Below are 23,972 nucleotides of genomic sequence, written 5' to 3' on the forward strand. Positions count from 1 at the left end.
CCACCCGCGCCAGGTGCCGCGGCCGCGACGCGGTGTCGGGGTGAGACGGCCGGGCGGGTGGGCGCGGTAGGGTCGGGTGATGAGTGACGTCGATGTCCGCGCCCCGCAGGTGGCGTCGGTGGCAGTACGGTTTCCCGCGCACCGCTACCAGCAGGAGGACATCGTCGCCGAGTTCGCGCAGCTCTGCCTGCCCGCCCCGCACCCCTCCCGCGACGTCTTCGCCCGCTTCGGCCGCAACACCGGCGTACGCACCCGGCACCTGGCCCTGCCCCTGGACAGCTACGCCGGCCTGACCGGCTTCACCCAGGCCAACGACCACTTCATCGAGATCGCGCTGGAGCTGGGCGAGGCGGCGCTGCGCGCCGCGCTGGACGAGGCGGGAGTGGACGCGAGCGAGGTCGATCTGATCGCGACGACCAGCGTGACCGGCCTGGCGGTGCCGTCGCTGGAGGCGCGGTTGGCGCAGCGGGTGGGTCTGCGCCCGGACGTGAAGCGGCTGCCGCTGTTCGGGCTGGGCTGTGTCGCGGGCGCCGCCGGAGTGGCCCGGCTGCACGACTACCTGCGCGCCTGGCCGGGCCATACGGCGGTGCTGCTGGCGGTGGAGCTGTGCTCGCTGACGCTGCAGCAGGAGGACACCACGGCGGCGAACCTGGTCGCGACGAGCCTGTTCGGGGACGGGGCGGCGGCGGTGGTGCTGGTGGGCGGCGACCGGCCGGTGCCGGGGCCGGGTCGGCCGCGGGTGCTGGCCACGCGCAGCCGCCTGTACCCGGACACCGAGCAGGTGATGGGCTGGCGGATCGGGTCGACCGGCTTCCGGATCGTGCTGTCGACCGAGGTCGCCCCGATCGCCGAGCGGTATCTCGGCGACGACGTGCGCGGGTTCCTCGCCGAGTTCGACCTGGTCCCGGGCGATGTCGGCACGTGGGTGTGCCATCCCGGGGGTCCGAAGGTGATCGACACGGTGGAGCGGGTGCTGGGGCTGCCCGCGGTGGCGCTGGAGCCGACGCGCCGGTCGCTGTCGGCGCGCGGGAACCTGTCGTCGGTGTCGGTGCTGGACGTGCTGCACGCCGGCGTGGCCGATCCGCCGCCGCCGGGTACGCCGGGCCTGATGATCGCTATGGGTCCGGGGTTCTGCTCCGAGCTCGTGCTGCTGGAGTGGTGAGCGTGCTGCCGTACACGATGCTGGTCGTCGCGGTCGGGGTCGAGCGCGTGGTGGAGCTGGTCGTCTCCCGGCGGCATGCCGCCTGGGCGCTGGCCAGGGGCGGCCGCGAGTTCGGGCGCGGGCACTATCCGGCGATGGTGGCGATCCACACGGGACTGCTGGTGGGCTGCGTGGCCGAGGTGTGGCTGGCCGACCGGCCGTTCCTGCCGGTGCTCGGCTGGAGCATGCTGGCGCTGGTGGCGGCGAGCCAGGCGCTGCGCTGGTGGTGCGTGGCCACGCTGGGACCGCGCTGGAACACGCTGGTGATCGTGGTGCCGGGGCTGCCGCTGGTGGACCGGGGCCCGTACCGGTGGCTGCGGCATCCCAACTACGTCGCGGTGGTGGTCGAGGGGATCGCGTTGCCGCTGGTGCACACCGCGTGGGTGACGGCGCTGCTGTTCACGCTGGCCAACGCCGCGGTGCTGGCGGTGCGGATCCGGGTGGAGAACGCGGCGCTGGCGCAGGCCGCCGCGTGAGCCGCGACGCCGACCTGCTGGTCGTCGGCGGCGGTCCGGCCGGGTTGGCCACCGCGCTGCTGGCCCGGCGGGCCGGGCTGTCGGTGGTGGTCGCCGAGCCCCGGGACGCGCCGATCGACAAGGCTTGCGGCGAGGGCCTGATGCCCGGCGGCCTGGCCCGGCTGCTGGACCTGGGCGTCGATCCGGCCGGGGTGCCGCTCCACGGCATCGCCTACCGGGGCCCGGACCGGGTGGTCGACGCCAGGTTCGCGGCGGGTCCGGGCCGCGGCGTGCGCCGCACGGTGCTGCAGGCCGCGCTGCACGCGGCGGCGCAGCGGGCGGGGGTCGGCTGGGTGCGCCACCGGGTCACCGGCCTGGTGCAGGAGCCCGGTGCGGTCGTCGCGGCGGGGGTACGGGCGAACTGGCTCGTCGGCGCCGACGGCCTGCACTCCCGGGTGGCGCGGGCGGCGGGCATCGCCTCGTCCGGCGGCTCGCCGCGCCGCTACGGCCTGCGCCGCCACTGGCGGGTGGCGCCCTGGTCGGAGCTGGTCGAGGTGTGGTGGTCGCCGTACGCGGAGGCGTATGTGACCCCGGTCGCGCCCGACGAGGTAGGCGTCGCGATCCTGCACCGCCGGGCCGGGGCGTCGTACGCGGAGCTGCTGGCGGGGTTTCCGGGGCTGGCGGCCAGGCTGGCCGGGGCGGCGCCGACCGGACCGGTGCACGGGGCCGGGCCGCTGCGGCGCCGGGTGCGCGAACGGGTACGGGGCCGGGTGCTGCTGGTCGGCGACGCGGCCGGGTACGAGGACGCGCTGACCGGCGAGGGGATCAGCCTCGCGTTCGGGCAGGCCGAGGCGGCGGTGGCCGTGATCGTGGCCGGGCGGCCGGAGCGCTACGAGGCGCAGTGGCGGCGCGGCACCCGCACGTACCGGCTGCTCACCCGGGGTCTGGTGCTGGCCACGGTGCCGCGCCCGCTGCGTCGCGCGGTGGTGCCGGCGTGCGCGGCCGCCCCGGCCCTGTTCGGGCGGATCGTGAACCTGCTCGCGGGCTGATGTGAGCCGGTTCACCGGAGATCATCTTCCCGGAACCGGTGTCGTGGCTGGGAGCATCACCGCTGCTGACGTACGGTGAGGTGCATGCTGAACGGCTTCAAGAACTTCGTCATGCGCGGCAACGTGGTCGACCTGGCGGTCGGTGTGGTGATCGGTGCCGCCTTCACGACCCTGGTCAACCAGTTCACCGCCTCGTTCCTGCAGCCCCTGATCAAGATGATCGGCGCTGGTGGTGACGTCTCCGGTCTGAAATTCGAGCTGCCCGGCGTGAACAACGCGATCGACCTGGGCGCGTTCATCAACGCGGTGATCACGTTCGTGCTGACGGCGGCGGTGCTGTACTTCCTGGTCGTGCTGCCGATGAACAAGCTGGCGGAGCGGCGGGACCAGGGCAAGGAGCCCGAGCCGAAGCCCATCACCGAGGACATCCGGTTGCTGACGGAGATCCGGGACGCGCTGGTCGCCGGGCGGGTGCCGACGCAGGCCGCGCGCACCGAGGCCGAGCAGTCCGCCGACCGCTGACCGGTCAGGGCTGCGGTTCCAGGGCCACCGCCAGCACGTCGGGCTCGTTGGAGTCGGGGAACGGCGGCTGGCGCAGCACCAGGTACGCCAGCGGCGGCCGGATGAGCAGCACCTCCACCGCGCCCTCGTCGGCGGCGGGCAGCGGCGCGTTCCAGGCGGTCCGGCCGTCCGGGGTGATCGCCGCGATGTGCTCCTCCCCGACGACGTAGAGCGTCCTGCTGTCGGGGGCGACGGCCAGGCGCGAGCCGCGCAGGTTCGGCCCGAGCCAGGCGTCGTCGCCGTCGGCGAGGCGGAACGCCACGATCCGGTCGGCACCGAGGACCACCTGGTCGCCGAAGAGGGTCATGGTGGCCACGGGCTTGTCCCACTCGCGCCGCCAGACCAGGCTGCCGTTCGACAGCCGCATGAGCCGGACCTCGGCGCCGTCGCGTACCAGCAGCTGCTCGCCGACCAGGCGCGCTTCGGCGACGGCCCAGCCCTGGTCCGGCGGCGGCCCGTCCGGTCCGCCGGGTCCGCCGGGTCCGTCTCCCGGTCCGCCGGGGCCGCCACCGTGCGGGCCCTGGTCCGGACCGGCCTGGAACTGCTGCTGCCAGGCGCGGTCGCCCGAGCCCGCTGCCCGCAGCGTGATGGTCACGGTGCTGCCGGACTGGCTGCGGGTGACCAGCCAGCGCGAGTCGGCGGTCAGCGGCTGCTCCGGCGACGGCAGCTCCCAACTGCGCACCCCGGCCCGGGTGTACGCGAGCAGCTTCGCGTTCTGCTGGATGAAGGCCAGCTCGGGGCTGGTCAGCGCGGCGGTGACGGTGCCGGTCGTGTCGACGTCGAACTCGACGCCGCCGGAGCTGGCGTTGACCCGCCAGATCTTCGAGCCGCCGGTCACCAGCACCGACGGGCCCCAGTCGTACACCGACAGCTGCTGGGCGCCGTTGAGCTGCCTGGTCCAGACCTCCTTGTCGTCGCGGACGTCGCGGGCGAAGACGCGGGTGCCGCGGGCGCCGATGATCCGGCCCTTGCTGTCGATGACCAGCCGGTGCTTCTCCGCCGTGGCGTGCGAGGCGGCCTGGGCCACCACGTCGCCCCGGCCGCCGGTGTCACCGGTGCGGCTCGGGTCCGGTTCGTCGGAGACGATGTGCAGGCTGGGCTGCGGGCTGGCCTGAGCGTTCGGGGAGCCGGAGCCGCGGCCCAGGGCCCAGCCGACGCCGGCGATGAGTGCGGCCCCGCCGCCTACGCCGGCGATGAACAGGGTACGGCGGGACAGGCGCGGCAGCCGGGAGGGCGCCGGGTGCGGCCAGCCCTCCGGCGGGGTAGGCGGGTTGAGCGGCCCGCCGCCGGGCAGCGCCCCAGGCGCCTTGGCCTCGTACCAGCCGGGGGTGGGGCCAGACACGCCGGTGCCGATGAGGATGCGCGCCAGTTCGACCGCGGTCGGCCGGTCCTGCGGGCGCAGGCTGATGCACCGTACGATGAACGGCCGCAGCGTCGGCGACAGCCTGCTCAGGTCGAAGCGGCCCTGCGTGACCTGGTTGATCTGCTCGAACATGCTGCCGCCGGAGATCAGCGTGCGGCCGGTGGCGGCGAAGTACAGCAGCGCGCCCAGCGAGAACACGTCCCCTGGCGGGCCGCTCTCCTCGCCCTGGATCCGCTCCGGCGCCATGTACGACGGCGTGCCCACGTTGACGCTGGTGGTCATCCGCTCATCGGCGGCGTCCAGGGCGATGCCGAAGTCGATGATGTGCGGGCCGTCGTCGTCGAGCAGCACGTTGGCCGGCTTGAGGTCGCGGTGGGTCAGCCCGACCCGGTGGATCGAGGCCAGCGCCTCGGCCAGTCCGGTCGCCAGCGTCAGCACCGCCGGCTCCGGCAGCGGCCCCTGCTCGGCCACCTGGCGCTCCAGGCTGGGGCCGTCGATGAACGCCGTCGCCAGCCACGGCGCCTCGGCCTGGGTGTCGGCGTCGACCACGGCCGCGGTGAACAGCGGGCTGACCGAGCGCGCGGCGGCGACCTCGCGGGCGAACCGGCGCCGGAACACCGGGTCGGCGGCGAGCTCCGGCCGGATCACCTTGACGGCCACGCGGCGTCCGCTGGGGGAGTGTCCCAGGTAGACGCGGCCCATGCCGCCGCCACCGAGGACCCCTGCCAGCCGGTACGAGCCGACGGAGATGGGGTCTGAGGTTTCCAGCGGACGCATAGCTCACCCTCATACACGATTCAACTAAATCCCGGCGGCATACTATCCCCGTCGATCCCTCGATTCGCACACTGCGACACGGACCTATTTCCGGATCGGACGGACCGCGTCGCCGGTACCGGCGCTGTCACGGGCTGACCGCTCGGCGGCCCCCGATCGTGGCCGTGCGGCCGTCCGCCCGGACCGCCGCGAGGCTCACCCGTTAGAACGCCTGTGCTAGATCGGGTGTATCATCGCAGCCATGGCCCCAGTCGCGCATCAGCCGTCGATGTTCGACCTCGCCGAGCAGGCGAGTCTGGGACCGCTCGCCCCGACCCGGCACGAGCTGGCCCGGGGCGCCTGGGTCGACCATCTGCCCGGCTGGGTCGCCGGCTCGGAGACGGTGCTGCAGACGCTGCTCGACGAGGTCGCCTGGCGCGCCGAACGCCGCGAGATGTACGACCGCGACGTCGACGTCCCGCGCCTGCTGCGCTGGTACGGCCCGGACGAGCCGCTGCCGCACCGGGTGCTGGCCGAGGCGCGCGAGCGGCTCAGCTCGCACTACGCCGCCGAGCTGGGCGAGCCGTTCGTCAGCGCGGGCATGTGCCTCTACCGCGACGGCCGCGACAGCGTCGCCTGGCACGGCGACACCCTCGGCAGGGGCGCCCGGCAGGACACCATGGTCGCGATCGTGTCGTTCGGCGAGCCCCGGCCGCTGCTGCTGCGCCCGCGCGGCGGCGGCGACAGCATCAGGTTCCCGCTCGGCCACGGCGACCTGGTCGTGATGGGCGGCTCCTGCCAGCGCACCTGGGAGCACTGCATCCCGAAGACGGCCCGCCACGTCGGCCCGCGCGTCAGCGTGCAGTTCCGCCCGGTGAACGTGGCCTGACCCGTCCGCCGCCAGACTGCAGCGGCATGGGGACCCGCATCGGCTAGGGCCGGGTGGTGAACGACCTGGCCGGGCTCGGATTCACCGAACTCACCGGCGTCGACGCGACGGCGGGGTCTGCCGCGATCACGAACCAGCCCGCCTGCGCGCCCTGCTGTCCGAATGCGACCCGCTGCGCCAGGGGCCCGTCGCCCTCACCACCATGAACGGCAACCCCAGCCAGGCCCTCCGACTCCTCGCCCGCCTGCGGCGTTAGGAAGGGCCCCTTCCACTACGTATTGCGATAAGAAGGGTCCCTTCCTTACCTGTGGGCGGGGGCTTCTGCGGGGGAGGATCTTGGGTGATACTGCGGCGGTGATGCTGCCCCCCGAGGACATGCTGGAGTTCTTCCGCAAGTGCGGAGCCGCCCTGTGCCTGGCCGGGGAGACGGCCAGCCGCATCCCGGAGGAGCTGTCGGCGCTGGCCGACGCGTACGGGCTGCGCGACGTGGAGTTCCTGGTGGTGCCCACGGGCGTGTTCGTGCGGGTGGCCGGAGAGGGCGGAGTCACCGTCGACTTCGCCAACGCCGACAAGGCCCCGCTGCGGCTGGACCAGGTCGACGCGCTGTACAAGCTGATGGAGCAGGTCAAGGCGGTGCCGGTGCCGCCCGCCGAGGCGATCATGCAGCTTGAGGAGATCATGGCGGCGCCGCCGCGGTTCGGCGCGATCGTGTCCGTGCTCGGGCACGGGGTGCTGACCGTCGGGATCGGCCTGATGTTCGTCCGCGAGGCGCGGGCGCTGCTGATCCTGGCCGGGCTCGGCCTGCTGGTCGGCATCCTGCGGCTGCTCGCCGACCGGGTGCACGTGCTGTCACTGGCGCTGCCGGTCGCCGCGGCGATGGCGGTGACCGTGGTGGCGTACCGGTTCAGTCCGCAGGTGGGCACCGACCCCGCGAGCCTGCTGATCCCACCGCTGGCCACGTTCCTGCCCGGCGCGGCGCTGACGCTGGGAGCGCAGGAGATGGTGACCCGCTCGATCATCAGCGGCGCCAGCCGCCTGGTCGCCGGGGTGTACGTGCTGCTGCTGCTCACCTTCGGCATCTACGCCGGCATGCAGCTGGCCGGACCCGGCCCCCTCGCACCGGCGCCCGACCGGCTCGGCCTGTGGGCCGCGTGGGCGGGGGTCGTCCTGTTCGGGCTCGGCATCTTCATCTACAGCTCCGCCCCGGCCCGCTCGCTGCCCTGGCTGCTGCTCACCCTGCTCATCGCGTACGGCGCCCAGTACGGTGCCGGCCTGCTCGCCGACAGCCTGTTCGCCGCCTTCGTCGGCGGCCTGGTGATCGTGCCGATGGCGATCGTGGTGCAGCGGCTGGGCGGCCCGCCCGCCCAGGTGGTCTTCCTGCCCGCGTTCTGGCTGCTGGTGCCCGGCGCACTCGGCCTGATCGGCACCACGGGCGCGACCGGCCTGCTCGCCCTGGCCCCCGGCGGCAAGTCCAACCTGGTCACCGCCCTGCTGACGGTGGTCGCGGTATCCCTCGGCGTCCTCGTCGGCTCCAGCCTCATGGCCAACGTCAAGGAATCCTCCCGCCTCGCGACGGCCCGCGCGGTCTGATCAGACCGCGCGGGCGCGGCGTCCGGCTGGGCCGACCGTTCGTGCGGTTTCGGGGAAAGTGCACGAATGCGGGCCAAGATTCCCGCACTTTCCCTGAAACTGCACGAACCCGCGCCGAACCCGCGCGCCTGGCCCGAGGGTGAGCGCGCGGGAGCGGGTTACAGCTGGCCGACGTCGGTGATGCGGATTACGGCGTGGCCGGCCTCGTCGGAGGCGGCCAGGTCGATCTCGGCGCTGATGCCCCAGTCGTGGTGGCCTTCCGGGTCGTCGAGGATCTGGCGGGCGAGCCAGATCTCGGCGCGCTGCTCCAGGATCAGGCGCGCCGGGCCGCGGGCGTCGGGCCCGATGCCGATCTCGTCGTACAGCTCGAAGTACGGCGCCAGCGCCTCGTGCCACCCGTCGGCGTCCCAGCCGGACTCCGCGTCGAGGTCGCCGAGCAGGTCCCAGCGCCGCCGCGCGGCCAGCTCGACCCGCCGGAACAGGGCGTTGCGCACCTGCACCCGGAACGCGCGCACGTTGCGGGTGACCGCGGGCGGGGCCGCGGCGGCCGCGGCGGCGAGCTTGTCCGCCGTCGAGGTGCCCGACTGGAGCTGCTCCCACTCGTCGAGCAGACTGGAGTCGACCTGGCGCACCAGCTCGCCCAGCCACTCGATCAGGTCGAGCAGCTCGTCGGTCTTGGCGTCCTCGGGGACGGTCTGGCGCAGCGCCCGGTACGCGTCGGCGAGGTAGCGCAGCACCAGGCCCTCGGAGCGGGCGAGGTTGTAGAAGCTGACGTACTCGGTGAAGGTCATGCCCTGCTCGAACAGGTCGCGGACGACCGCCTTCGGGGAGAGCCGGTGGTCGTCGACCCACGGGTGCCCCTTGCGGTACGACTCGAACGCGACCTCCAGCAGCTCCTCCATCGGCTTGGGCCAGGTCACGCCCTCGAGCAGCGCCATGCGCTCCTCGTACTCGATGCCGTCGGCCTTCATCTGGGCGACGGCCTCGCCCTTGGCCTTGTCCTGCTGGGCGTAGAGGATCTGCCGGGGGTCTTCGAGGACCGCCTCGATGATCGAGACGACGTCCAGGGCGTAGCCGGGCGCGGTCGGGTCGAGCAGCTCGATCGCGGCGACGGCGAACGGCGACAGCGGCTGGTTGAGCGCGAAGCCGAGCTGCAGCTCGTTGGTGACCCGGATGCGGCCGTCCTCGGTCTGCTCGACGATGCCCGCGGTGCGCAGCGCCTTGTAGATCGAGATGGCGCGGCGGATGTGCTTGCGCTGCGCGGCACGCGTCTCGTGGTTGTCGGTGAGCAGGTGGCGCATGTTGGCGAAGGCGTCGCCGCCGCGCTCGATCACGTTGAGGACCATGGCGTGGCTGACGTGGAAGCTGGAGGTCAGCGGCTCGGGCTCGGCCGACACGAGGCGCTCGAAGGTGGGCTGGGCCCAGCCGACGAAGCCCTCCGGCGGCTTCTTCTTGACCAGCTTCTTCAGCTTCTTCGCGTCGCCCGCGGCCTTGGCCACCGCCTTCTCGTTCTCGACCACGTGCTCGGGCGCCTGCACGATGACGGTGCCGAGGGTGTCGTAGCCGGCGCGCCCGGCCCGGCCCGCGATCTGGTGGAACTCGCGCGCCTTGAGCAGCCGCATCTTCTGGCCGTCGAACTTGTTCAGGCCGGTGAACAGCACGGTGCGGATGGGCAGGTTGATGCCGACGCCGAGGGTGTCGGTGCCGCAGACGACCTTGAGCAGGCCCGCCTGGGCCAGCAGCTCGACCAGGCGGCGGTACTTGGGCAGCATGCCCGCGTGGTGCACGCCGATGCCGTGGCGGACCAGGCGGGACAGGGTCTTGCCGAAGCCCGCCGTGAACCGGAAGCTGCCGATCAGTTCGGCGATGGCGTCCTTCTCGGCCCGGGTGCACATGTTGATGCTCATCAGGGCGCTGGCCTGCTCCAGGGCGGCGGCCTGGGTGAAGTGCACGATGTAGATCGGGGCCTGCTTGGTGCTCAGCAGCTCCTCGATCGTCTCGTGCAGCGGCGTGGTCACGTACGAGTGGATCAGCGGGACCGGCCGCTCGCCGGAGCTGACCACGGCCGTGGCCCGCCCGGTGCGCCGGGTCAGGTCCTCCACGAACCGGCTGACATCGCCCAGGGTGGCCGACATGAGGATGAACTGCACGTCGGGCAGTTCGATCAGCGGCACCTGCCAGGCCCAGCCCCGGTCGGGTTCGCTGTAGAAGTGGAACTCGTCCATGACGACCTGGCCCACGTCGGCGTCGGCGCCGTCGCGCAGGGCGAGGTTGGCGAGGATCTCGGCGGTGCAGCAGATGATCGGCGCGTCGGGGTTCACGGCCGCGTCGCCGGTCATCATGCCGACGTTCTCCGGCCCGAACGCGGCGCACAGCGCGAAGAACTTCTCCGAGACCAGCGCCTTGATCGGCGCGGTGTAGAAGGTGCGCCTGCCCTGCGCCATCGCGGCGAAGTGGGCACCCAGCGCGACCATGCTCTTGCCGGAGCCGGTGGGGGTGCTCAGGATCAGGTTCGCCCCGGAGACGATCTCGATGAGCGCGTCCTGCTGGGCTGGGTACAGCGAGAAGCCCTGGCTCTCGGCCCAGTCGGCGAAGGCCTCGTAGAGGGTGTCGGGGTCGGTTTCCGCGGGGATCTGATCAGTGAGCGACATGGTCCGCAAATTGTCTCACGTTTCGAATCGGGCCAGCACGTCGCGTAGCCACGCCTGCTCGGCGCGGCTGGTGGTGCGCGCCGCCTCCAGCATGCCCCGTCGGAGCGGGTTCGTCTGGTCCGCGGCGCGCCCGGGTGACCCGGCCGGCACGCGGCGGTCGACCCCTTCGCCGCCGGACTCGCCTGACCCGTCACCGGGTACGACGGAGGGCCCGGGTCGCCCCGGGCCCTCCGTGGTGAACCGTCAGCGCTTCGGGCTGTGCTTGGGCTGGTTGCCCTTCTTGGCCTTCATCGACGTCGGCGCCGGGGCGGCGTGCTCGCGCTGGGTTGTGCCGGCGACGACGGCGGTCGCCGCCGCCTGCTGCTGCGCACCCTGGGGCTGGGCGCCCTGGTGCTGCGAGCCCTGCTGGGCGTCCTGGTGCTGGTCGGCCGGATGCGCCGCAATGCCGCCACTGGCGTGGTTGGTGTGCGGCTGGGCCGCGCGCGGTGCCTCGTTGCGGCGGGGCGCGCGGGAATCGCGCTCGGGTCGGTTGTTCTTCGCCATTGTTGCCTTGCCTCCTCGGCTGACGGCCGCAGCACCATGCTGAATCGGCCCAGGCTCACGCTAGGGGAGACCGGGTGGCGTTGGGGACGGAATGGACATACTCGACAGATCGGCTGGTCGGCCGCCCCTCCCGGTGGCAGCTCGTTGGCGGGGTGCCAATCCGCGGACCGCTCGACTCGCGGCAGGTGCCAGCGGTCGGGTCGGCCTGGCGCGCAGCGGGACAGCGCGGCGGACCGTCCAGACCGGACCGGCGGACGGGGGGCGTCGGGCCTGGCCGGGAAGGTCAAAGATCGCGCGCGGTTAACGGTCTGGCAACGTGCCGGTTGCGGGTACTTCGCTCAGGTCGTGGCAGGCTGGGCGGGTGTTTGACGACAGGGACATGGCGCGGGTCGAGCAGGTGGTGCGCCGGGTGGCCGCGGAGCAGATCATGCCGCGGTACGGCCGCCTCGCCGACGCCGACGTGAGTGAGAAGAAACCGGGCGATCTGGTCACGATCGCCGACCACGCGGCCGAGCGGGAACTGACCCGCGAGCTCACCGCCCTGCTGCCGGGCTCGGTGGTGGTCGGCGAGGAGGCGGTCGCGGCCGACCCGGGGGTGCTGGACCTGCTGGCGGGCGACGCCCCCGCGTGGATCATCGACCCCATCGACGGTACGGCGAACTTCGTCGACGGCAGCCCGCGGTTCACCGTCCTGGTGGCGCTCGCCCACCAGGGGGAGCTGCTCGCCTCCTGGACCTACGCCCCGGCGCTGGACCTGATCGCGACCGCCCGGGCCGGCGGCGGCGCCTGGGTGGACGGCGAACGGGTCCGGGTCCGCCCGCCCGGCCCCGAACTGCGGCACCTGGACGTGACCGTGGCCAACCCGCGCTGGTGGAAGGAGCGCGATCGGCGCGGATTCCACGCGCTGGCCCGGCGCGGCGTGTCGATGGCGTACTACGACACCACCGGCCTGGACTACATCGCCCTGGCCCGGGGCGGGCGCGGGGCGATCGTGGTGACCTGGGACAACCCGTGGGACCACGCGGCCGGGCTGCTGCTGGTCGCCGAGGCGGGCGGCGTCGCGCGTACCGCCGCCGGGGTGCCGTTCCGCCTGGCGGGCGGCAACGCACTGCCGCTGGTCGCCGCGGCCGACGCCGAGTGCACCGCGGCCGTCCTGGCCGCCTTCGCCGACGAACCCGCCACCGCCCACCCCCTCACCATCGACCTCCCGCCGGCCACCCAGCCGCCCGCCCCGCTGGCGCCCGCGCCCGCGGCGCGTTAGGAAGGGACCCTTCCACCTCGGAATGCGATAAGAAGGGCCCCTTCCTTACCGCAGGGCGGTGGTGACGAGGCCTGCCGTGCCCCAGTCGACGTCGGGGCAGGCGAGCAGCTCGCCGTAGGTGGTGATCTCCACGGTGGTGCGCTCGCCGTCGGCGGTCACGCCGTGTTCGCGCGGTCCGGCGGCCAGGCCGTCGAGCTCGGCCTCGGTCAGTTCGACGCTGAACAGGTGGACGCGGTGCGCCGACAGGGTCGCGGCGACCTGGCGGGCGCCGTGGGGGCGCAGCCGCGCTGGGGCGACGCGCAGGCCCGTCTCCTCGGCCAGCTCGGCCACGGCCGTGGCCAGCGGGTCGACCGGGCCGGTGCCGGGGCGGGTGGAGCCGCCGGGCAGCTCGTGTACGTACCCGTCGGTGGTGACCGCGCCGCTGCGGAACTCCCGTACCAGCACGATCTTCGTGTCGGCGGTTCGCGGCGCGGGCAGGTACGCGACCACGACGCTGATGTCCGGGCGGCCCAGCACCACCTCGTTGTCCTTGATCCGGCCCTCGGCGGCGACCTCCACCGCGACGTGCGCGGCCCAGAAGAACGGGCGCCCGTCCGGCCCCGGCCAGGTCCAGGCCACCCGCGCCGAGCGCAGCCGGTTGCCGGCCCCCTCCTGGGCGGCCAGCCAGGTACGCACCGCGGCGTCGCGCCACAGCGGCAGCGGCAGCCGCCGGTGCGCCTGCGCGCGCCGCTGCCCGGGGGTGATCGCGGCCAGCGCCGCCAGCAGCGTCGCGGCCAGCGTGCCGGCCACCGGCACGCCGTGCACCTGGGCGTAGTGACGCAGGTAACGCAGGCCGGGCGCGTCGGGCGGGGCGCCGAGCACGGCCCGGCCGCTGCCCTCCCACCGGCCCCACTCGACGTTGGTGGTGAACCCGGGCAGGGTGGCCAGGTCGCGCGGCACCCAGAACACGATCACGTCGCTGAGGTGCAGTCCGGCGTCCTCCCAGGCGACCTGGGCGTCCCAGCCGTGCGGCATCCCGCCGGCCTGCGTCTCCGGGACGAACACGGCCAGCCGCCCGGGGCCCTGCCACAGCTCGCGCAGCAGCTCGACGGCCTGCGGGCGCCAGGAGGCGACGTCGGGGGAGCGGGGCGTCGGCCCGGCCAGGAACAGCGCGGCGTCCCACCACTCCGGTGGTTCCATCCCGGCGTAGACGACGGCGACCTCGGTGGGTTCGTACAGGGTGGACATGAGGGCGGAGCCTAGCCGCACCACGTTTCCAGCGGATGCTGCCCAGATTCCTAGGACGGCTTACCGGGTGTGCCGGGCGGTACGGTGGCCGGGTGCGAGCGATCTCTCCGCAGCGGCTGCGGGACGGACTGGCCGAACGCGTCGCGGGGCTGGCCGAGCAGCGGGACTGGACCCGGGTGGCCGTCGACGGGGCGGTCGCGACGGCGCCGGACGAGCTGGCCGCCGACCTGGTCGGGCCGCTGCGGGCCCGCGGGCACGCGGTGCTGCACGTGCGCACGGCCGACTTCCTGCGCCCGGCCTCGCTGCGGCTGGAGTTCGGCCGCACCAACCCCGACTCGTTCTACGAGGGGTGGGTCGACGAGGCGGGGCTGCGCCGGGAGGTGCTGGAGCCGACGGGGCCCGGGGGCAGCGGCCGGGTGCTGCCGAGCCTGTGGGACGCGGCGGTGGACCGGGCGACGCGGGCGCCGTACCAGCTGCTGCCGCCCGGGTCGGTGGTGCTGGTCAGCGGGGCGTTCCTGCTGGGTTCCGGGCTGCCGTTCGAGCTGGCGGTGCACCTGCGCGCCTCGGCGGCGGCCCTGGCCCGCCGTACGCCACCGGAGCAGGCCTGGACGCTGCCGGCGTACGCCCGCTACGAGGACGAGGTCGCCCCGCACACGTTCGCCGACGTGGTCGTATCCCTCAACGACCCCCGCCACCCCGCGATCGAGTCCTGATCTGTTATCGACGTTGGCCTATCACGAAGAAGATGATCTCTATTTTGTCTACGTAATAGGCCAACGTCGATGCAAAGCGGGGGCGGGCGCGGGCAAGGCGGGGGCGGGCGCGGGCGAGGCGGGGGCGGGGCTGCGCTGGGCGGTGGTGGCTGGTGGTGTGGTGATGTGTGTCGATTCGCGTGCGGGCGGGTGGGGGGCGCGCGGAGGATGGGCGGCAGGGGACCGCTCAAGGGGGGTTGTCATGACGACGGCGAAGCAGATGATGCATTTCGGGGTGCAGTGCGTACCGGAGAGCGAGACGCTCGACCGGGCCGCCCAGATGATGCGTGACCTGCAGGTCGGCTCGCTGCCGATCTGCGGTGAGGACGACAAGCTGCGCGGGATCATCACCGACCGCGACATCGTGGTCAAGTGCATCGCGGCGGGCAAGGACCCCGCCAAGATGACCGCGGCCCAGTTGGCGCAGGGCACCCCGATCTGGGTGGACGCCAAGGCCGACGAGAACGAGGTGCTCAAGCTGATGGAGCAGCACAAGATCCGCCGGATTCCGGTGATCGAGGACCACCAGCTCGTCGGCATGATCAGTGAGGCCGACCTGGCCCAGCACCTGGACCACGAGAAGCTGGCCCACTTCGTGGAGACGATCTGCAAGGCTCCGCCCACCCGGGCGTGAGCGGACATGCCGAAGGGGGCGCAGGTGGACCTGCGCCCCCTTCGGCTTGCGGTCAGTGCGCGCCGTGGCCGGTCAGCGACCGGACCTCCAGCTCGGCGAACTTGGCCGCGTCGGCGGGCTCGCGCGACAGCAGGGTGCCGAGCCAGCCGCAGAGGAAGCCGACCGGGATCGAGATGATGCCCGGGTTGGACAGCGGGAACCAGTGCCAGTCCGAGTCGGGGAACATCGCCGTCGGGGTGCCCGACACGACCGGGGAGAAGAACACCAGCACCACGGCGGTGACCAGGCCGCCGTAGATGGCCGCGGTGGCCCCGGTGGTGGTGAACCTCTTCCAGAACAGCGAGTACAGGATGGCGGGCAGGTTGCCCGAGGCCGCCACCGCGAACGCCAGCGCGACCAGGAACGCCACGTTCAGGCTCTGCGCGAAGATGGCCAGCACGATCGCGACCGCGCCGATGGCGAACGCGGAGATGCGGGCCACCTTCACCTCGCCGCCCTCGGTGACCTGGCCCTTGCGCCACACGTTGGCGTAGAGGTCGTGCGCCAGCGAGCTGGACGAGGCCAGGGTGAGGCCGGCGACGACGGCCAGGATGGTGGCGAAGGCGACGGCCGCGATGACGGCGAGCATCGCCGCGCCGCCGTTCGTACCGCCGAAGAACTTCTCGCCGAGTGCCTGGGCCAGCTGCGGTGCGGCGGTGTTGCCGCCCTTGTCCTGGGCGGTGATGGCCTCGCTGCCGACCATGGCCGCCGCGCCGAAGCCCAGGGCCAGGGTCATCAGGTAGAAGACGCCGATGATGCCGATGGCCCAGAGCACGCTCTTGCGGGCGGCCTTGGAGTTGGGCACGGTGTAGAAGCGGATCAGGATGTGCGGCAGGCCGGCGGTGCCCAGGACCAGGGCGATGCCGAGCGAGAGCAGGTCCATCTTGTTGTAGAAGGTCTGCGTGGCGTCGCCGGCGACCTCCTTGCCGTAGCGCAGGCCCGGTTCGAGGAACGCCGCGCCCTTGCCGGACTTCTCGGCGGCGCTGCCGAGCAGGTCGGACAGGTTGAACTTGAACGCGGCGAGCACGAGCACGGTCATCAGGGCGGCGCCGACCATGAGCAGGAACGCCTTGACGATCTGGACGTAGGTGGTGCCCTTCATGCCGCCGACGGTGACGTAGACGATCATGAGGATGCCGATGAAGACGATGGTGGCGATCTTCGCGGTGGCGGCGTCCATACCGAGGAAGGTCTGTCCGGGTTTGATGCCCAGCAGCAGCGCGACCAGTGCGCCCGCGCCGACCATCTGCGCGAGCAGGTAGAAGATGGACACGGTGATGGTGGAGATGGAGGCGGCGACCCGGACCGGGGTCTGCCGCATCCGGAACGCCAGCACGTCGGCCATCGTGTACTTGCCGGAGTTGCGCAGCAGCTCGGCGACCAGCAGCAGCGCGACCAGCCAGGCGACCAGGAAGCCGATGGAGTAGAGGAAGCCGTCGTAGCCCGACAGGGCGATGATGCCGGCGATGCCGAGGAAGCTGGCGGCCGACATGTAGTCGCCGCCGATGGCCATGCCGTTGGCGAAGCCGGAGAAGGAGCGGCCGCCGGCGTAGAAGTCGGTGGCGGTGCGGGTCTGGCGGCTGGCCCAGATGGTGATGCCCAGGGTGATCAGCACGAAGACGACGAACAGGACGATGGTGAGGGTACGGGCGCTCACTGGTCGCCTCCTTCCAGCTCGGCCTTGATCTGCTCGGCGACGGGGTCGAGCCTGCGGTCGGCGTAGCGGGCGTACAGCCACGCGATGAGGAACGTGGAGACGAACTGCAGCAGCCCGAAGATCAGGGCGACGTTGATGTGGTCGCCGAGCACGACCTTGCCCATGAAGTCACGCGCGTACGCGGAGAGGATCACGTACAGCGCGTACCAGGTGAAGAAGGCGATGGTCATCGGGAAGACGAAGCGTCGCAGCGCCGAGCGCAGTCCGGCGAACTCGGGACTGCTCGCCACCTGCTCGTAGCGGTCGGGCGTGGCTGCGCTCTTCTCGGGAGCGTCGGTGCTCATGTGTCACCAGCCTGTGGGGAGGGAACGGTTCAGCGCAGGCTAGGACCGGTGATCGCCTGCCGGTACGGGCAAATCGGGCGCGGTTGCCACCCGCGCCGAACGGTAGCCCCCACGCGCCCAGCGGCGAGCCGCCTTCGCCGAACGGCAGTAAGGAAGGGACCCTTCCCATCGCTTTCCGACGTAGAAGGGTCCCTTCTCAACGCAGCGAGCGGCGAGCGTGCGGCGTGGTCAGGCGGTCCAGTGCTGCTTCGCGGGGCGGATGAGGCGGTCCTTGAGGGCGCGGGTGTGCCGGCGGGCGACCGGCAGCTGGTGGCCCTCGACGGTGACGACGTACCCGGAGCCGGTCAGCCGCAGCTCGGTGACCAGGTCCAGCCGGACCAGGTAGGAGCGGTGGATGCGCAGGAAACCGGCCTCGGTCCAGCGCTCCTCCAGCTGCGTCAGCGACACCCGGACCAGGTGCGAGCCGTCGGCGGTGTGCAGCCGGGCGTAGTCGCCCTGGGCCTCGACCCAGCACACGGCCGAGCGGGCCAGCAGCTTGACGACGCCGCCGAGCTCGACCGGGATGGTGACGTCGGCCCCGGCGGGGTCGGGGGTGGCCCGTTCGCCGCCGTGGCCGCGTTCGGCCAGCACCCGCCGCAGCGACTCGGCGATCCGCTCGGGCCGCACCGGTTTGCGTACGTAGTCGACGACGCCGAGGTCGAACGCGTCAGCGGCCCGGTCGTCGTAGGCGGTGACGAAGACGACGGCGGGGGAGCGGGCGAACCGCTGCAGCAGCCTGGCCAGGTCCATTCCGTCCAGGCCGGGCATGCGCAGGTCGAGGAAGACCGCGTCGACGTCGGTGTCGCGCAGTACGCGCAGCGCCTCGGTGGCGTCGGGGGCGGTGTGCACGTGCCCGACCCGGGGGTCGTTGCGCAGCAGGTAGGCCAGCTCGTCGAGGGCGGGCGGCTCGTCGTCGACGGCCAGTACCCGCAGCGAGGGCTCCATCACGGTCATGCGCGGCTGCTCCGGTGGAATTTGGGGATGCGCAGGCTGACGCGGGTGCCTGCGTCGGGGGCGGTCTCCACGACCAGGCCGTACGAGTCGCCGAAGACCGCCCGCAGCCGGTCGTCGACGTTGCCGAGCCCCACGTGGCGGCCGGGTTCGGCGTCGCCGGCCGGGGCCGGGTTGAGCAGGACCGCCGGGTCCATGCCGACGCCGTCGTCCTCGACGATGATCTCGCAGTCGGCCCCGGCGTCGGCGGCGCTGATCCGGATGGTGCCCATCCCCGGCTTGGGGTGCAGGCCGTGCCGGACGGCGTTCTCGACCAGCGGCTGCAGGCACAGGAACGGCACCTCCACCGGCAGCACCTCCGGCGCCACCCGCAGCCGCACCTGGAGTTTCTCGCCGAAGCGGGCCCGTTCGATGGTGAGGTAGCGGTCGATCGAGCGCAGCTCCTCGGCCAGGGTGGTGAAGTCGCCGTGGGCGCGGAAGGAGTAGCGGGTGAACTCGGCGAACTCGAGGATCAGCTCGCGGGCGCGCTCGGGGTCGGTGCGCACGAACGAGGCGATCGCGGTGAGGGCGTTGTAGACGAAGTGCGGGCTGATCTGGGCGCGCAGGGCGCGGACCTCGGCGCGGGCGGAGCGGGCGCGCTCCTCCTGCAGTTCGGCCAGCTCCAGCTGCAGGGCCATCCAGTGGGCGGTCTCCAGCACCACGCGCAGCAGGCCGGGGGAGGGGCGGGCGTCGGTGACGGCGACCAGCGCGGCGGTCGGGGCGCCGGTGCGCGAGGGCGGGGTGACGGGGGCGGCCACGACGCCGCGCACCGGGCAGTCCAGCCGTACGCAGGAGAGTTCGTCGGCGTGCAGCAGCACGGGCCGCTCGGTGGCCAGGGCGCGGCGGGCGGCGGCGAGCACCGCGTCGCGGTGGTCGGTCCCCGCGCCGTCGTGGGCGATGACGCCGCCCCGGTCGGCCAGGGCGAGCCCGGCGGTGCCGACGAGGGTACGCAGATGCTTGAGCGCCTGGGCCGCGGTGTCGTCGCGCAGCCCCTGCCGCAGCGGCCCGCTGGCCAGCGCCGCCGAGTGCAGCACCTGGTACGTGGCCCGCTCGGTCGGTGTGATCACCCGCCGCCTGCCGCGCAGCATCACCACGGCGGCGGCCGCCACCACGCCGACCACCGCCACCACCCCCACCGCCGCAAGCACGCCCCCGATGTTCCCCCGCCGCCCCCGGAGAAGGAAGGGCCCCTTCTTATCGCTTCACGTAGAAGAAGGGCCCCTTCCAAACCGCCGGAGGCGCGCGGCGGGCGGCACCTGCGGGCGTGGCGCGCGGGCGGTGGGGCGGTTACGATCCGACGGCTGTGAACGCCTACGCCCTGTTCGCCGTCACGACCGTCACCGTGGTGACCGTCGTCATCGGAGCGTGGGGTGTGCGCCTGGTGCGGGGCACGTCGGATCTGCTGGTGGCGTCGCGGATGGTCAGCCCCACGCAGAACGCCGCGGCGATCGGCGGGGAGTACCTGTCGGCGGCGAGTTTCCTGGGCGTGGCCGGGCTGATCCTGGCGTACGGGGCGCGCATGCTCTGGTATCCGGTCGGGTTCGCCGCGGGCTACCTGGCGCTGCTGCTGTTCGTGGCGGCGCCGCTGCGCCGGTCGGGGGCGTTCACGCTGCCGGACTTCTGCGAGGCGCGGCTCGGGTCGCCCCGGCTGCGGGCGCTGGCGACGGCGTTCGTGCTGTTCATCGGCTGGTTCTACCTGCTGCCGCAGCTGCAGGGGGCGGGGCTGACGTTCGGGATCGTCACCGGCGGCCCGCACTGGCTCGGGGTGGTGCTGGTCGGGGCGGTGGTGACCGGCAACGTGGCGTTCGGCGGGATGCGCTCGGCGACGTACGTGCAGGCGTTCCAGTACTGGCTGAAGCTGACCGCGATCGCGGTGCCCGCGTTCTTCCTGCTGGCGCGGTGGCGCTCCGACGGCAGCCCGCCGGTGCCGCACGACGCGGCGTGGGCGGCGCCGACGGGCGGGCTGGTCGGGACGTACTCGCTGATCCTGGCGACGTTCCTGGGCACGATGGGGCTGCCGCACGTGCTGGCCCGGTTCTACACCAACCCCGACGGGGCCTCGGCGCGGCGCACCACCGCGATCGTGCTGGGCCTGGTCGGCGTCTTCTACCTCTTCCCGGCGGTGTACGGGGTGCTGGGCCGGGTCTACACCCCGCAGCTGGCCGACGGGCGCAACGACACCGTGGTGCTGCTGCTGCCCGGGGCGGCGCTGGGGCCGGGCCTGGCCGCCGACTGCCTGGGCGCGCTGGTGGCGGCCGGGGCGTTCGCGGCGTTCCTGTCGACGTCCAACGGGCTGCTGACCAGCGTCGCGGGGGTGCTGGCCAACGACGTACGGCTGCCGGGGTGGCTGGCGCGGCGGGCGGCCGGGCCGCTGACGGCGTTCCGGCTGGCGGCGCTGGCGGCCGGGACGGTGCCGACGCTGCTGGCGCTGGCGGTGCACGGCCTGAACGTGTCGCAGGTGGTGGGGCTGGCGTTCGCGGTGGCGGCGTCGAGCTTCTGCCCGCTGCTGGTGCTGGGCATCTGGTGGCGCGGCCTGACCGCGGCGGGGGCGGCGGCGGGGATCCTGGCCGGGGGCGGCAGCGCGGTGGTGGCGGTGCTGTGGACGGTGTTCGCCCCGCCCGCGCCGGGCCTGGCCGCGGACCTGCTGGCCCAGCCGGCGGCGTGGACGGTGCCGCTGTCGTTCGCGGTGATGACGGCGGTGTCGGCGGCGACCCGGCGCCGGGTCCCGGCCGGGGTCGGCGCGATGCTGCTGCGGCTGCACGCCCCCGAAACACTGCGGCTGTAGGTTGGCGGGCATGAGCGAACGGGTGCGCGTCGACCTGGCCGCCCACCGCCGGTCGCGGCCCGCGCCGGGCGCGCACGCCGAGCTGGTGGAGCAGACCCCGGTCGGGGACGTGCTGGTGCGCGAGCTGATGCGGGTCCAGCTGGGGCTGGCGCTGCGGCTGGCCGGGGTGGTCGCGGTGACCCTGGGCGGGCTGCCGCTGGTGTTCACGCTGTGGCCCGCGGCGACCCGGGTCAGCGTGGCCGGGATCGGCCTGCCGTGGCTGCTGCTGGGCGTGGCGGCGTTCCCGTTCCTGGCGGCGGCGGGGTGGGTGTACACGCGGCTGGCCGAGCGCAACGAGGCGGACTTCGCGGCCCTGGTCGGCCGTCCGGCCGACGCGCCGCAGCGCAGGGGCTAGGCGGCGCGGCCGGGCAGGTGACCTTCGCGGGTGGGGCACCGGCGCCGGTGCCGCCCGTGGCATCATCGTCGGGTTGTGCGGCCGCACCCCGGCATGCCGCACGCCGAACTTGCGGGAGCAGCAAGGTGACGACACCCCTGACGACGGTCGACGGCACGGCTGAGGATCAATCCCTGCCCGCCGCTGCGCCCGCACCGGCGGCGCCGCTGCCGGGCTGGCGGGATTCCCTGCGCGCGGGGCTGTGGACGTGGCTCGCCGGATTAGTGGGCATGTGCGTCATGACGTACATGTCCTACCTGCCGTTCATCCGGGTCGAGAGCCCGTCCGGGGCGCGTCCGGCGAACCTGCTGGAGGCGCTGGCGAAGTGGTCGCAGTGGGACACCCTGTGGTACATCCGCATCGCCGACTCCGGCTACGGCACCAACGAGATGTCCACCGCCTTCTTCCCGCTGTATCCGGCGACGGTGCGCGTCGTCGGCTGGGTGCTGCCCGGCCCGACCATCGTGGCGGCGCTGGCGGTGTCGGCCGTGTGCGCGTTCGGCGCGCTGGTGCTGATGCACCGGCTGGCGGTGGAGGTGCTCGGCGACCTGGGCGACGCCGGCCGGTCGATCTTCTACCTGCTCGCGTTCCCGACCGGGTTCTTCCTCTTCGCCGGGTACAACGAGTCGATGTTCATCATGCTGGCGGCGGGGTCGCTGTACTTCATGCGGCGCGGCCGGTGGTGGGCCGCGGGCGCGCTCGCCGCCCTGTCCAGCGGCACCCGGCTGGTGGGTGTCATGCTCGGGGTCGCCTTCGTCATCGAGTATGTCCGGCAGCGCGGCCTGCTGGCCGGCGGCCGCCCGCAGTGGCGCCGGATCCGTCCCGACGTGCTGGCGGCGGGCCTGGTGCCCGGCGGTGTGCTCGCTTACGCCGCCTACTGCTGGTACCACTTCGACGAGCCCATGATCTTCAGCAGGGTCCAGGAGAACTGGCGCCGGGAGACCCAGCCGCCGTGGGTGACGCTCAGCTGGGTGGTGGAGAAGATCGCCGACTCGAAATCGATCTTCGACCACCTGGCCGTGCACAATGTGATCGCCCTGTCGTCGGTGCTGGCCTTCGGGGCGCTGCTGGTGCTGGCGCTGGTCGGCCCCTGGCGGCTGGGCCGGGAGAATCTGTACCTCACGGTGTTCGCGGCGCTGTGCCTGCTGGTGCCGCTGACGGGTCCGATCGCGCGCGGAACTCCGCTGACGTCCTTCGTCCGGTACGCCCTGGAGGCGCTGCCGGCGTTCATGGTGCTGGCCAAGATGGGCCGCAGCGAGGGATTCGGCCGGGTCTACCTGGTCAGCGCCATCGGGGCGCAGAGCATCATGCTGCTGACCTTCCTGCACAACACCTTCATCGCCTGAGCCGAGCCCCCGGCCCGCGCCCGCGGGCCGGGGGCTCGGCTCAGGCGGTGCTCAGCCGACCAGCGCGGCGTGCATCTGCCACACCAGCACCTCGGCCGCGGTCGTCGCGGTCAGGCGCTGGCCGCCGCTGGCGGTCAGCCGCACCGCGTCACCGGCGCGCAGCGGTCCGGCCTGCTCCAGCGCGATGTCGCCGCGCGCGACGAAGACGTGCAGGTACGGCGCGTGCGGCAGCTCCACGCTGTCGCCGGGCTGCATTCGGGCCACCTGCAGTGCCGCGTGGCGGTTGCGGATGCGGATGGCGGCGGCGCCCCGGTGCTCCTTCATGCCGGAGGCGACGGTGACCAGGCCGCCGCGCAGCAGCTCGTCCTCGATCTCCAGCTGCTCGTAGCCGGGGGTGACGCCGTCGGTGTCGGGCACCACCCACATCTGGATGAAGTGCACCGGGTCGGCGTGCCGGTCGCCCTGCAGCCGCCAGGAGTCGTTCTTCTCCGAGTGCATGATGCCCCGGCCGGCGCTCATCCGCTGCGCCAGCCCGGGGTAGATGACGCCGGAGTGGCCGGTGGAGTCCTGGTGCACCAGCGAGCCGCGCAGCACCCAGGTGACGATCTCCATGTCGCGGTGCGGGTGCGTCTCGAAGCCGAAGCCGGGCGTGACGATGTCGTCGTTGTTGACCAGCAGCAGGCCGTGGTGGGTGTTGCGCGGGTCCCAGTGCTGCCCGAACGAGAACGAGTGCTTGGAGTCGAGCCAGGAGATGCGGGTCTTGGCCCGGTCGCCGGCCGGGCGCACGTCGACGAGCTCCCGGCGGGGCGTGGCGGTGGACAGCCTCATGATCGCGCTCCATGTCGTTGCAGTGTCAACCATTTCAAGATACACGACATTGTTGCGCCGTCAACTATTCCCGCTAGACTGTGCGCATGGACGAAGTGCGCTGGCTCGACAGCGACGAGCAGGACACCTGGCGGGCCTACATCGAGGGCACGCGGCTGCTCATACAGGCGCTGGACCGGCAGCTGGAGACCGACTCCGGGGTCTCGTTCACCGACTACGAACTGCTGGTCCACCTGTCGGAGGCGCCCGGCCGGCGCATGCGCATGCGCGACCTCGCCGACGCTACCTTCTCCTCCCGCAGCGGAGTGACCCGAGCCGTCACCCGGCTGGAGGCCGCCGGGTGGGTGCGCCGGGTGGAGTGCGACGACGACCGGCGCGGCATGCACGCCGAGCTGACCGCCGCGGGCGCCCGCAAGCTCGCCGACACCGCCCCCGGCCACGTCGCCGCCGTGCGCCAGCACATGATCGACCAGCTGTCCGCCGGGGAGCGCGCGGCGGTCCGCGCCTCGTTCGGGCGTATGCGCGACGAGTTGCGCCCCGGCCTCAGCCGCACCGGCGAGCCGGGCGAGTAGGCGTCAG

The 23,972-nt window shown here is 73.0% G+C and carries 22 protein-coding genes; 13 read left to right on the forward strand and 9 right to left on the reverse strand.

All coding sequences use genetic code 11. The annotated features are described in order from the left end of the window. Nucleotides 1-79: 79 nt before the first annotated feature. From QEZ54_RS30340 to mscL, 4 genes are all read left to right on the forward strand, one after another. Complete coding sequence (locus tag QEZ54_RS30340; RefSeq protein ID WP_281308163.1) at nt 80-1,162, forward strand: type III polyketide synthase; 1,083 nt, start codon at nt 80-82, stop codon at nt 1,160-1,162. Then, on the forward strand, nt 1,159-1,677 hold the full coding sequence (locus tag QEZ54_RS30345; RefSeq protein WP_281308164.1) for an isoprenylcysteine carboxylmethyltransferase family protein: 519 nt from the start codon (nt 1,159-1,161) through the stop codon (nt 1,675-1,677). The genes QEZ54_RS30340 and QEZ54_RS30345 overlap by 4 nt, the downstream gene beginning before the upstream one ends. After that, the gene (locus QEZ54_RS30350) at nt 1,674-2,705 is read left to right on the forward strand and encodes an NAD(P)/FAD-dependent oxidoreductase (protein ID WP_281308165.1); all 1,032 of its coding nucleotides are present in this window, start codon (nt 1,674-1,676) and stop codon (nt 2,703-2,705) included. Before QEZ54_RS30345 ends, QEZ54_RS30350 begins: the two co-directional genes overlap by 4 nt. Nucleotides 2,706-2,789: 84 nt before the next feature. Beyond that, nucleotides 2,790-3,227 (forward strand): large conductance mechanosensitive channel protein MscL, encoded by a 438-nt coding sequence (gene mscL, locus QEZ54_RS30355; RefSeq protein WP_281308166.1) that lies wholly within the window; start codon nt 2,790-2,792, stop codon nt 3,225-3,227. A gap of 4 nt (nt 3,228-3,231) precedes the next feature. Here mscL and QEZ54_RS30360 read toward each other — a convergent pair whose 3' ends face one another. Then, nucleotides 3,232-5,406, reverse strand: a complete 2,175-nt coding sequence (locus QEZ54_RS30360; RefSeq protein ID WP_281308167.1) for a serine/threonine-protein kinase — start codon at nt 5,404-5,406, stop codon at nt 3,232-3,234. Nucleotides 5,407-5,647: 241 nt separating this feature from the next. Here QEZ54_RS30360 and QEZ54_RS30365 point away from each other — a divergent pair, with 241 nt between their 5' ends. Both QEZ54_RS30365 and QEZ54_RS30370 read left to right on the forward strand, forming a co-directional pair. Beyond that, nucleotides 5,648-6,274: an alpha-ketoglutarate-dependent dioxygenase AlkB gene (locus tag QEZ54_RS30365; protein ID WP_281308168.1), complete on the forward strand. Its 627-nt coding sequence runs from the start codon at nt 5,648-5,650 to the stop codon at nt 6,272-6,274. Between the two features lie 357 nt (nt 6,275-6,631). After that, complete coding sequence (locus QEZ54_RS30370; RefSeq protein ID WP_281308221.1) at nt 6,632-7,864, forward strand: threonine/serine exporter family protein; 1,233 nt, start codon at nt 6,632-6,634, stop codon at nt 7,862-7,864. A gap of 158 nt (nt 7,865-8,022) precedes the next feature. Here QEZ54_RS30370 and QEZ54_RS30375 read toward each other — a convergent pair whose 3' ends face one another. Both QEZ54_RS30375 and QEZ54_RS30380 read right to left on the reverse strand, forming a co-directional pair. Then, nucleotides 8,023-10,515, reverse strand: a complete 2,493-nt coding sequence (locus QEZ54_RS30375; protein ID WP_281308169.1) for a DEAD/DEAH box helicase — start codon at nt 10,513-10,515, stop codon at nt 8,023-8,025. Between the two features lie 243 nt (nt 10,516-10,758). Then, nucleotides 10,759-11,058, reverse strand: a complete 300-nt coding sequence (locus QEZ54_RS30380; protein ID WP_281308170.1) for a hypothetical protein — start codon at nt 11,056-11,058, stop codon at nt 10,759-10,761. 361 nt (nt 11,059-11,419) lie between these two features. Here QEZ54_RS30380 and QEZ54_RS30385 point away from each other — a divergent pair, with 361 nt between their 5' ends. After that, nucleotides 11,420-12,319, forward strand: a complete 900-nt coding sequence (locus tag QEZ54_RS30385; protein ID WP_281308171.1) for an inositol monophosphatase — start codon at nt 11,420-11,422, stop codon at nt 12,317-12,319. A 45-nt stretch (nt 12,320-12,364) separates the two neighbouring features. Here QEZ54_RS30385 and QEZ54_RS30390 read toward each other — a convergent pair whose 3' ends face one another. Beyond that, the gene (locus tag QEZ54_RS30390; protein WP_281308172.1) at nt 12,365-13,546 is read right to left on the reverse strand and encodes a nucleoside 2-deoxyribosyltransferase domain-containing protein; all 1,182 of its coding nucleotides are present in this window, start codon (nt 13,544-13,546) and stop codon (nt 12,365-12,367) included. Nucleotides 13,547-13,581: 35 nt separating this feature from the next. On the opposite strand from QEZ54_RS30390, the gene QEZ54_RS30395 reads away from it, so the two are divergent. Next, entirely contained in the window at nt 13,582-14,259 is a 678-nt protein-coding gene (locus QEZ54_RS30395) for a uridine kinase (protein WP_281308173.1), read from the forward strand. A gap of 241 nt (nt 14,260-14,500) precedes the next feature. Then, a complete protein-coding gene (locus QEZ54_RS30400) occupies nt 14,501-14,932 on the forward strand; it encodes a CBS domain-containing protein (protein WP_281308174.1) in 432 nt (143 codons plus the stop codon). 52 nt (nt 14,933-14,984) lie between these two features. On the opposite strand, the gene QEZ54_RS30405 is transcribed toward QEZ54_RS30400, so the two are convergent. The 4 genes from QEZ54_RS30405 to QEZ54_RS30420 all read right to left on the reverse strand — a co-directional run bounded on the left by QEZ54_RS30405 (nt 14,985) and on the right by QEZ54_RS30420 (nt 19,158). Next, nucleotides 14,985-16,628, reverse strand: coding sequence for a cation acetate symporter (locus tag QEZ54_RS30405; protein WP_281308175.1), 1,644 nt, complete (start codon nt 16,626-16,628; stop codon nt 14,985-14,987). Beyond that, nucleotides 16,625-16,972: a DUF485 domain-containing protein gene (locus QEZ54_RS30410; protein ID WP_281308176.1), complete on the reverse strand. Its 348-nt coding sequence runs from the start codon at nt 16,970-16,972 to the stop codon at nt 16,625-16,627. Before QEZ54_RS30410 ends, QEZ54_RS30405 begins: the two co-directional genes overlap by 4 nt. A 228-nt stretch (nt 16,973-17,200) precedes the next feature. After that, the gene (locus QEZ54_RS30415) at nt 17,201-17,956 is read right to left on the reverse strand and encodes a LytTR family DNA-binding domain-containing protein (RefSeq protein ID WP_281308222.1); all 756 of its coding nucleotides are present in this window, start codon (nt 17,954-17,956) and stop codon (nt 17,201-17,203) included. A 5-nt stretch (nt 17,957-17,961) separates the two neighbouring features. Further along, the gene (locus QEZ54_RS30420) at nt 17,962-19,158 is read right to left on the reverse strand and encodes a histidine kinase (protein WP_281308223.1); all 1,197 of its coding nucleotides are present in this window, start codon (nt 19,156-19,158) and stop codon (nt 17,962-17,964) included. Nucleotides 19,159-19,304: 146 nt separating this feature from the next. On the opposite strand from QEZ54_RS30420, the gene QEZ54_RS30425 reads away from it, so the two are divergent. From QEZ54_RS30425 to QEZ54_RS30435, 3 genes are all read left to right on the forward strand, one after another. Further along, nucleotides 19,305-20,786, forward strand: a complete 1,482-nt coding sequence (locus QEZ54_RS30425) for a cation acetate symporter (RefSeq protein ID WP_281308177.1) — start codon at nt 19,305-19,307, stop codon at nt 20,784-20,786. A gap of 10 nt (nt 20,787-20,796) precedes the next feature. Beyond that, nucleotides 20,797-21,180 carry a hypothetical protein gene (locus tag QEZ54_RS30430; RefSeq protein ID WP_281308178.1) on the forward strand — a complete coding sequence of 128 codons (384 nt, stop codon included), beginning with the start codon at nt 20,797-20,799 and terminating at the stop codon, nt 21,178-21,180. A 125-nt stretch (nt 21,181-21,305) separates the two neighbouring features. Beyond that, complete coding sequence (locus QEZ54_RS30435) at nt 21,306-22,565, forward strand: mannosyltransferase family protein (RefSeq protein ID WP_281308179.1); 1,260 nt, start codon at nt 21,306-21,308, stop codon at nt 22,563-22,565. A gap of 51 nt (nt 22,566-22,616) precedes the next feature. Here QEZ54_RS30435 and QEZ54_RS30440 read toward each other — a convergent pair whose 3' ends face one another. Beyond that, nucleotides 22,617-23,393: a pirin-like bicupin family protein gene (locus QEZ54_RS30440; RefSeq protein WP_281308180.1), complete on the reverse strand. Its 777-nt coding sequence runs from the start codon at nt 23,391-23,393 to the stop codon at nt 22,617-22,619. Between the two features lie 86 nt (nt 23,394-23,479). Here QEZ54_RS30440 and QEZ54_RS30445 point away from each other — a divergent pair, with 86 nt between their 5' ends. Beyond that, the gene (locus QEZ54_RS30445; protein ID WP_281308181.1) at nt 23,480-23,965 is read left to right on the forward strand and encodes a MarR family transcriptional regulator; all 486 of its coding nucleotides are present in this window, start codon (nt 23,480-23,482) and stop codon (nt 23,963-23,965) included. Nucleotides 23,966-23,972 lie beyond the last annotated feature (7 nt).

This window comes from Catellatospora sp. KI3, from assembly GCF_029948125.1.
Taxonomy (GTDB): Bacteria; Actinomycetota; Actinomycetes; order Mycobacteriales; family Micromonosporaceae; genus Catellatospora.

Excerpts from the sequence above, each read along its gene's own strand:
- QEZ54_RS30390 (WP_281308172.1), bottom strand. The coding sequence starts at position 13,546 with ATGTCCACCCTGTACGAACCCACCGAGGTCGCCGTCGTCTACGCCGGG.
- QEZ54_RS30375 (WP_281308169.1), bottom strand. The coding sequence starts at position 10,515 with ATGTCGCTCACTGATCAGATCCCCGCGGAAACCGACCCCGACACCCTC.
- QEZ54_RS30445 (WP_281308181.1), top strand. The coding sequence starts at position 23,480 with ATGGACGAAGTGCGCTGGCTCGACAGCGACGAGCAGGACACCTGGCGG.
- QEZ54_RS30395 (WP_281308173.1), top strand. The coding sequence starts at position 13,582 with ATGCTGCCCAGATTCCTAGGACGGCTTACCGGGTGTGCCGGGCGGTAC.
- QEZ54_RS30380 (WP_281308170.1), bottom strand. The coding sequence starts at position 11,058 with ATGGCGAAGAACAACCGACCCGAGCGCGATTCCCGCGCGCCCCGCCGC.
- QEZ54_RS30415 (WP_281308222.1), bottom strand. The coding sequence starts at position 17,956 with ATGGAGCCCTCGCTGCGGGTACTGGCCGTCGACGACGAGCCGCCCGCC.
- QEZ54_RS30340 (WP_281308163.1), top strand. The coding sequence starts at position 80 with ATGAGTGACGTCGATGTCCGCGCCCCGCAGGTGGCGTCGGTGGCAGTA.
- QEZ54_RS30410 (WP_281308176.1), bottom strand. The coding sequence starts at position 16,972 with ATGAGCACCGACGCTCCCGAGAAGAGCGCAGCCACGCCCGACCGCTAC.
- QEZ54_RS30370 (WP_281308221.1), top strand. The coding sequence starts at position 6,632 with ATGCTGCCCCCCGAGGACATGCTGGAGTTCTTCCGCAAGTGCGGAGCC.
- mscL (WP_281308166.1), top strand. The coding sequence starts at position 2,790 with ATGCTGAACGGCTTCAAGAACTTCGTCATGCGCGGCAACGTGGTCGAC.
- QEZ54_RS30430 (WP_281308178.1), top strand. The coding sequence starts at position 20,797 with ATGAGCGAACGGGTGCGCGTCGACCTGGCCGCCCACCGCCGGTCGCGG.
- QEZ54_RS30360 (WP_281308167.1), bottom strand. The coding sequence starts at position 5,406 with ATGCGTCCGCTGGAAACCTCAGACCCCATCTCCGTCGGCTCGTACCGG.
- QEZ54_RS30400 (WP_281308174.1), top strand. The coding sequence starts at position 14,501 with ATGACGACGGCGAAGCAGATGATGCATTTCGGGGTGCAGTGCGTACCG.
- QEZ54_RS30440 (WP_281308180.1), bottom strand. The coding sequence starts at position 23,393 with ATGAGGCTGTCCACCGCCACGCCCCGCCGGGAGCTCGTCGACGTGCGC.
- QEZ54_RS30365 (WP_281308168.1), top strand. The coding sequence starts at position 5,648 with ATGGCCCCAGTCGCGCATCAGCCGTCGATGTTCGACCTCGCCGAGCAG.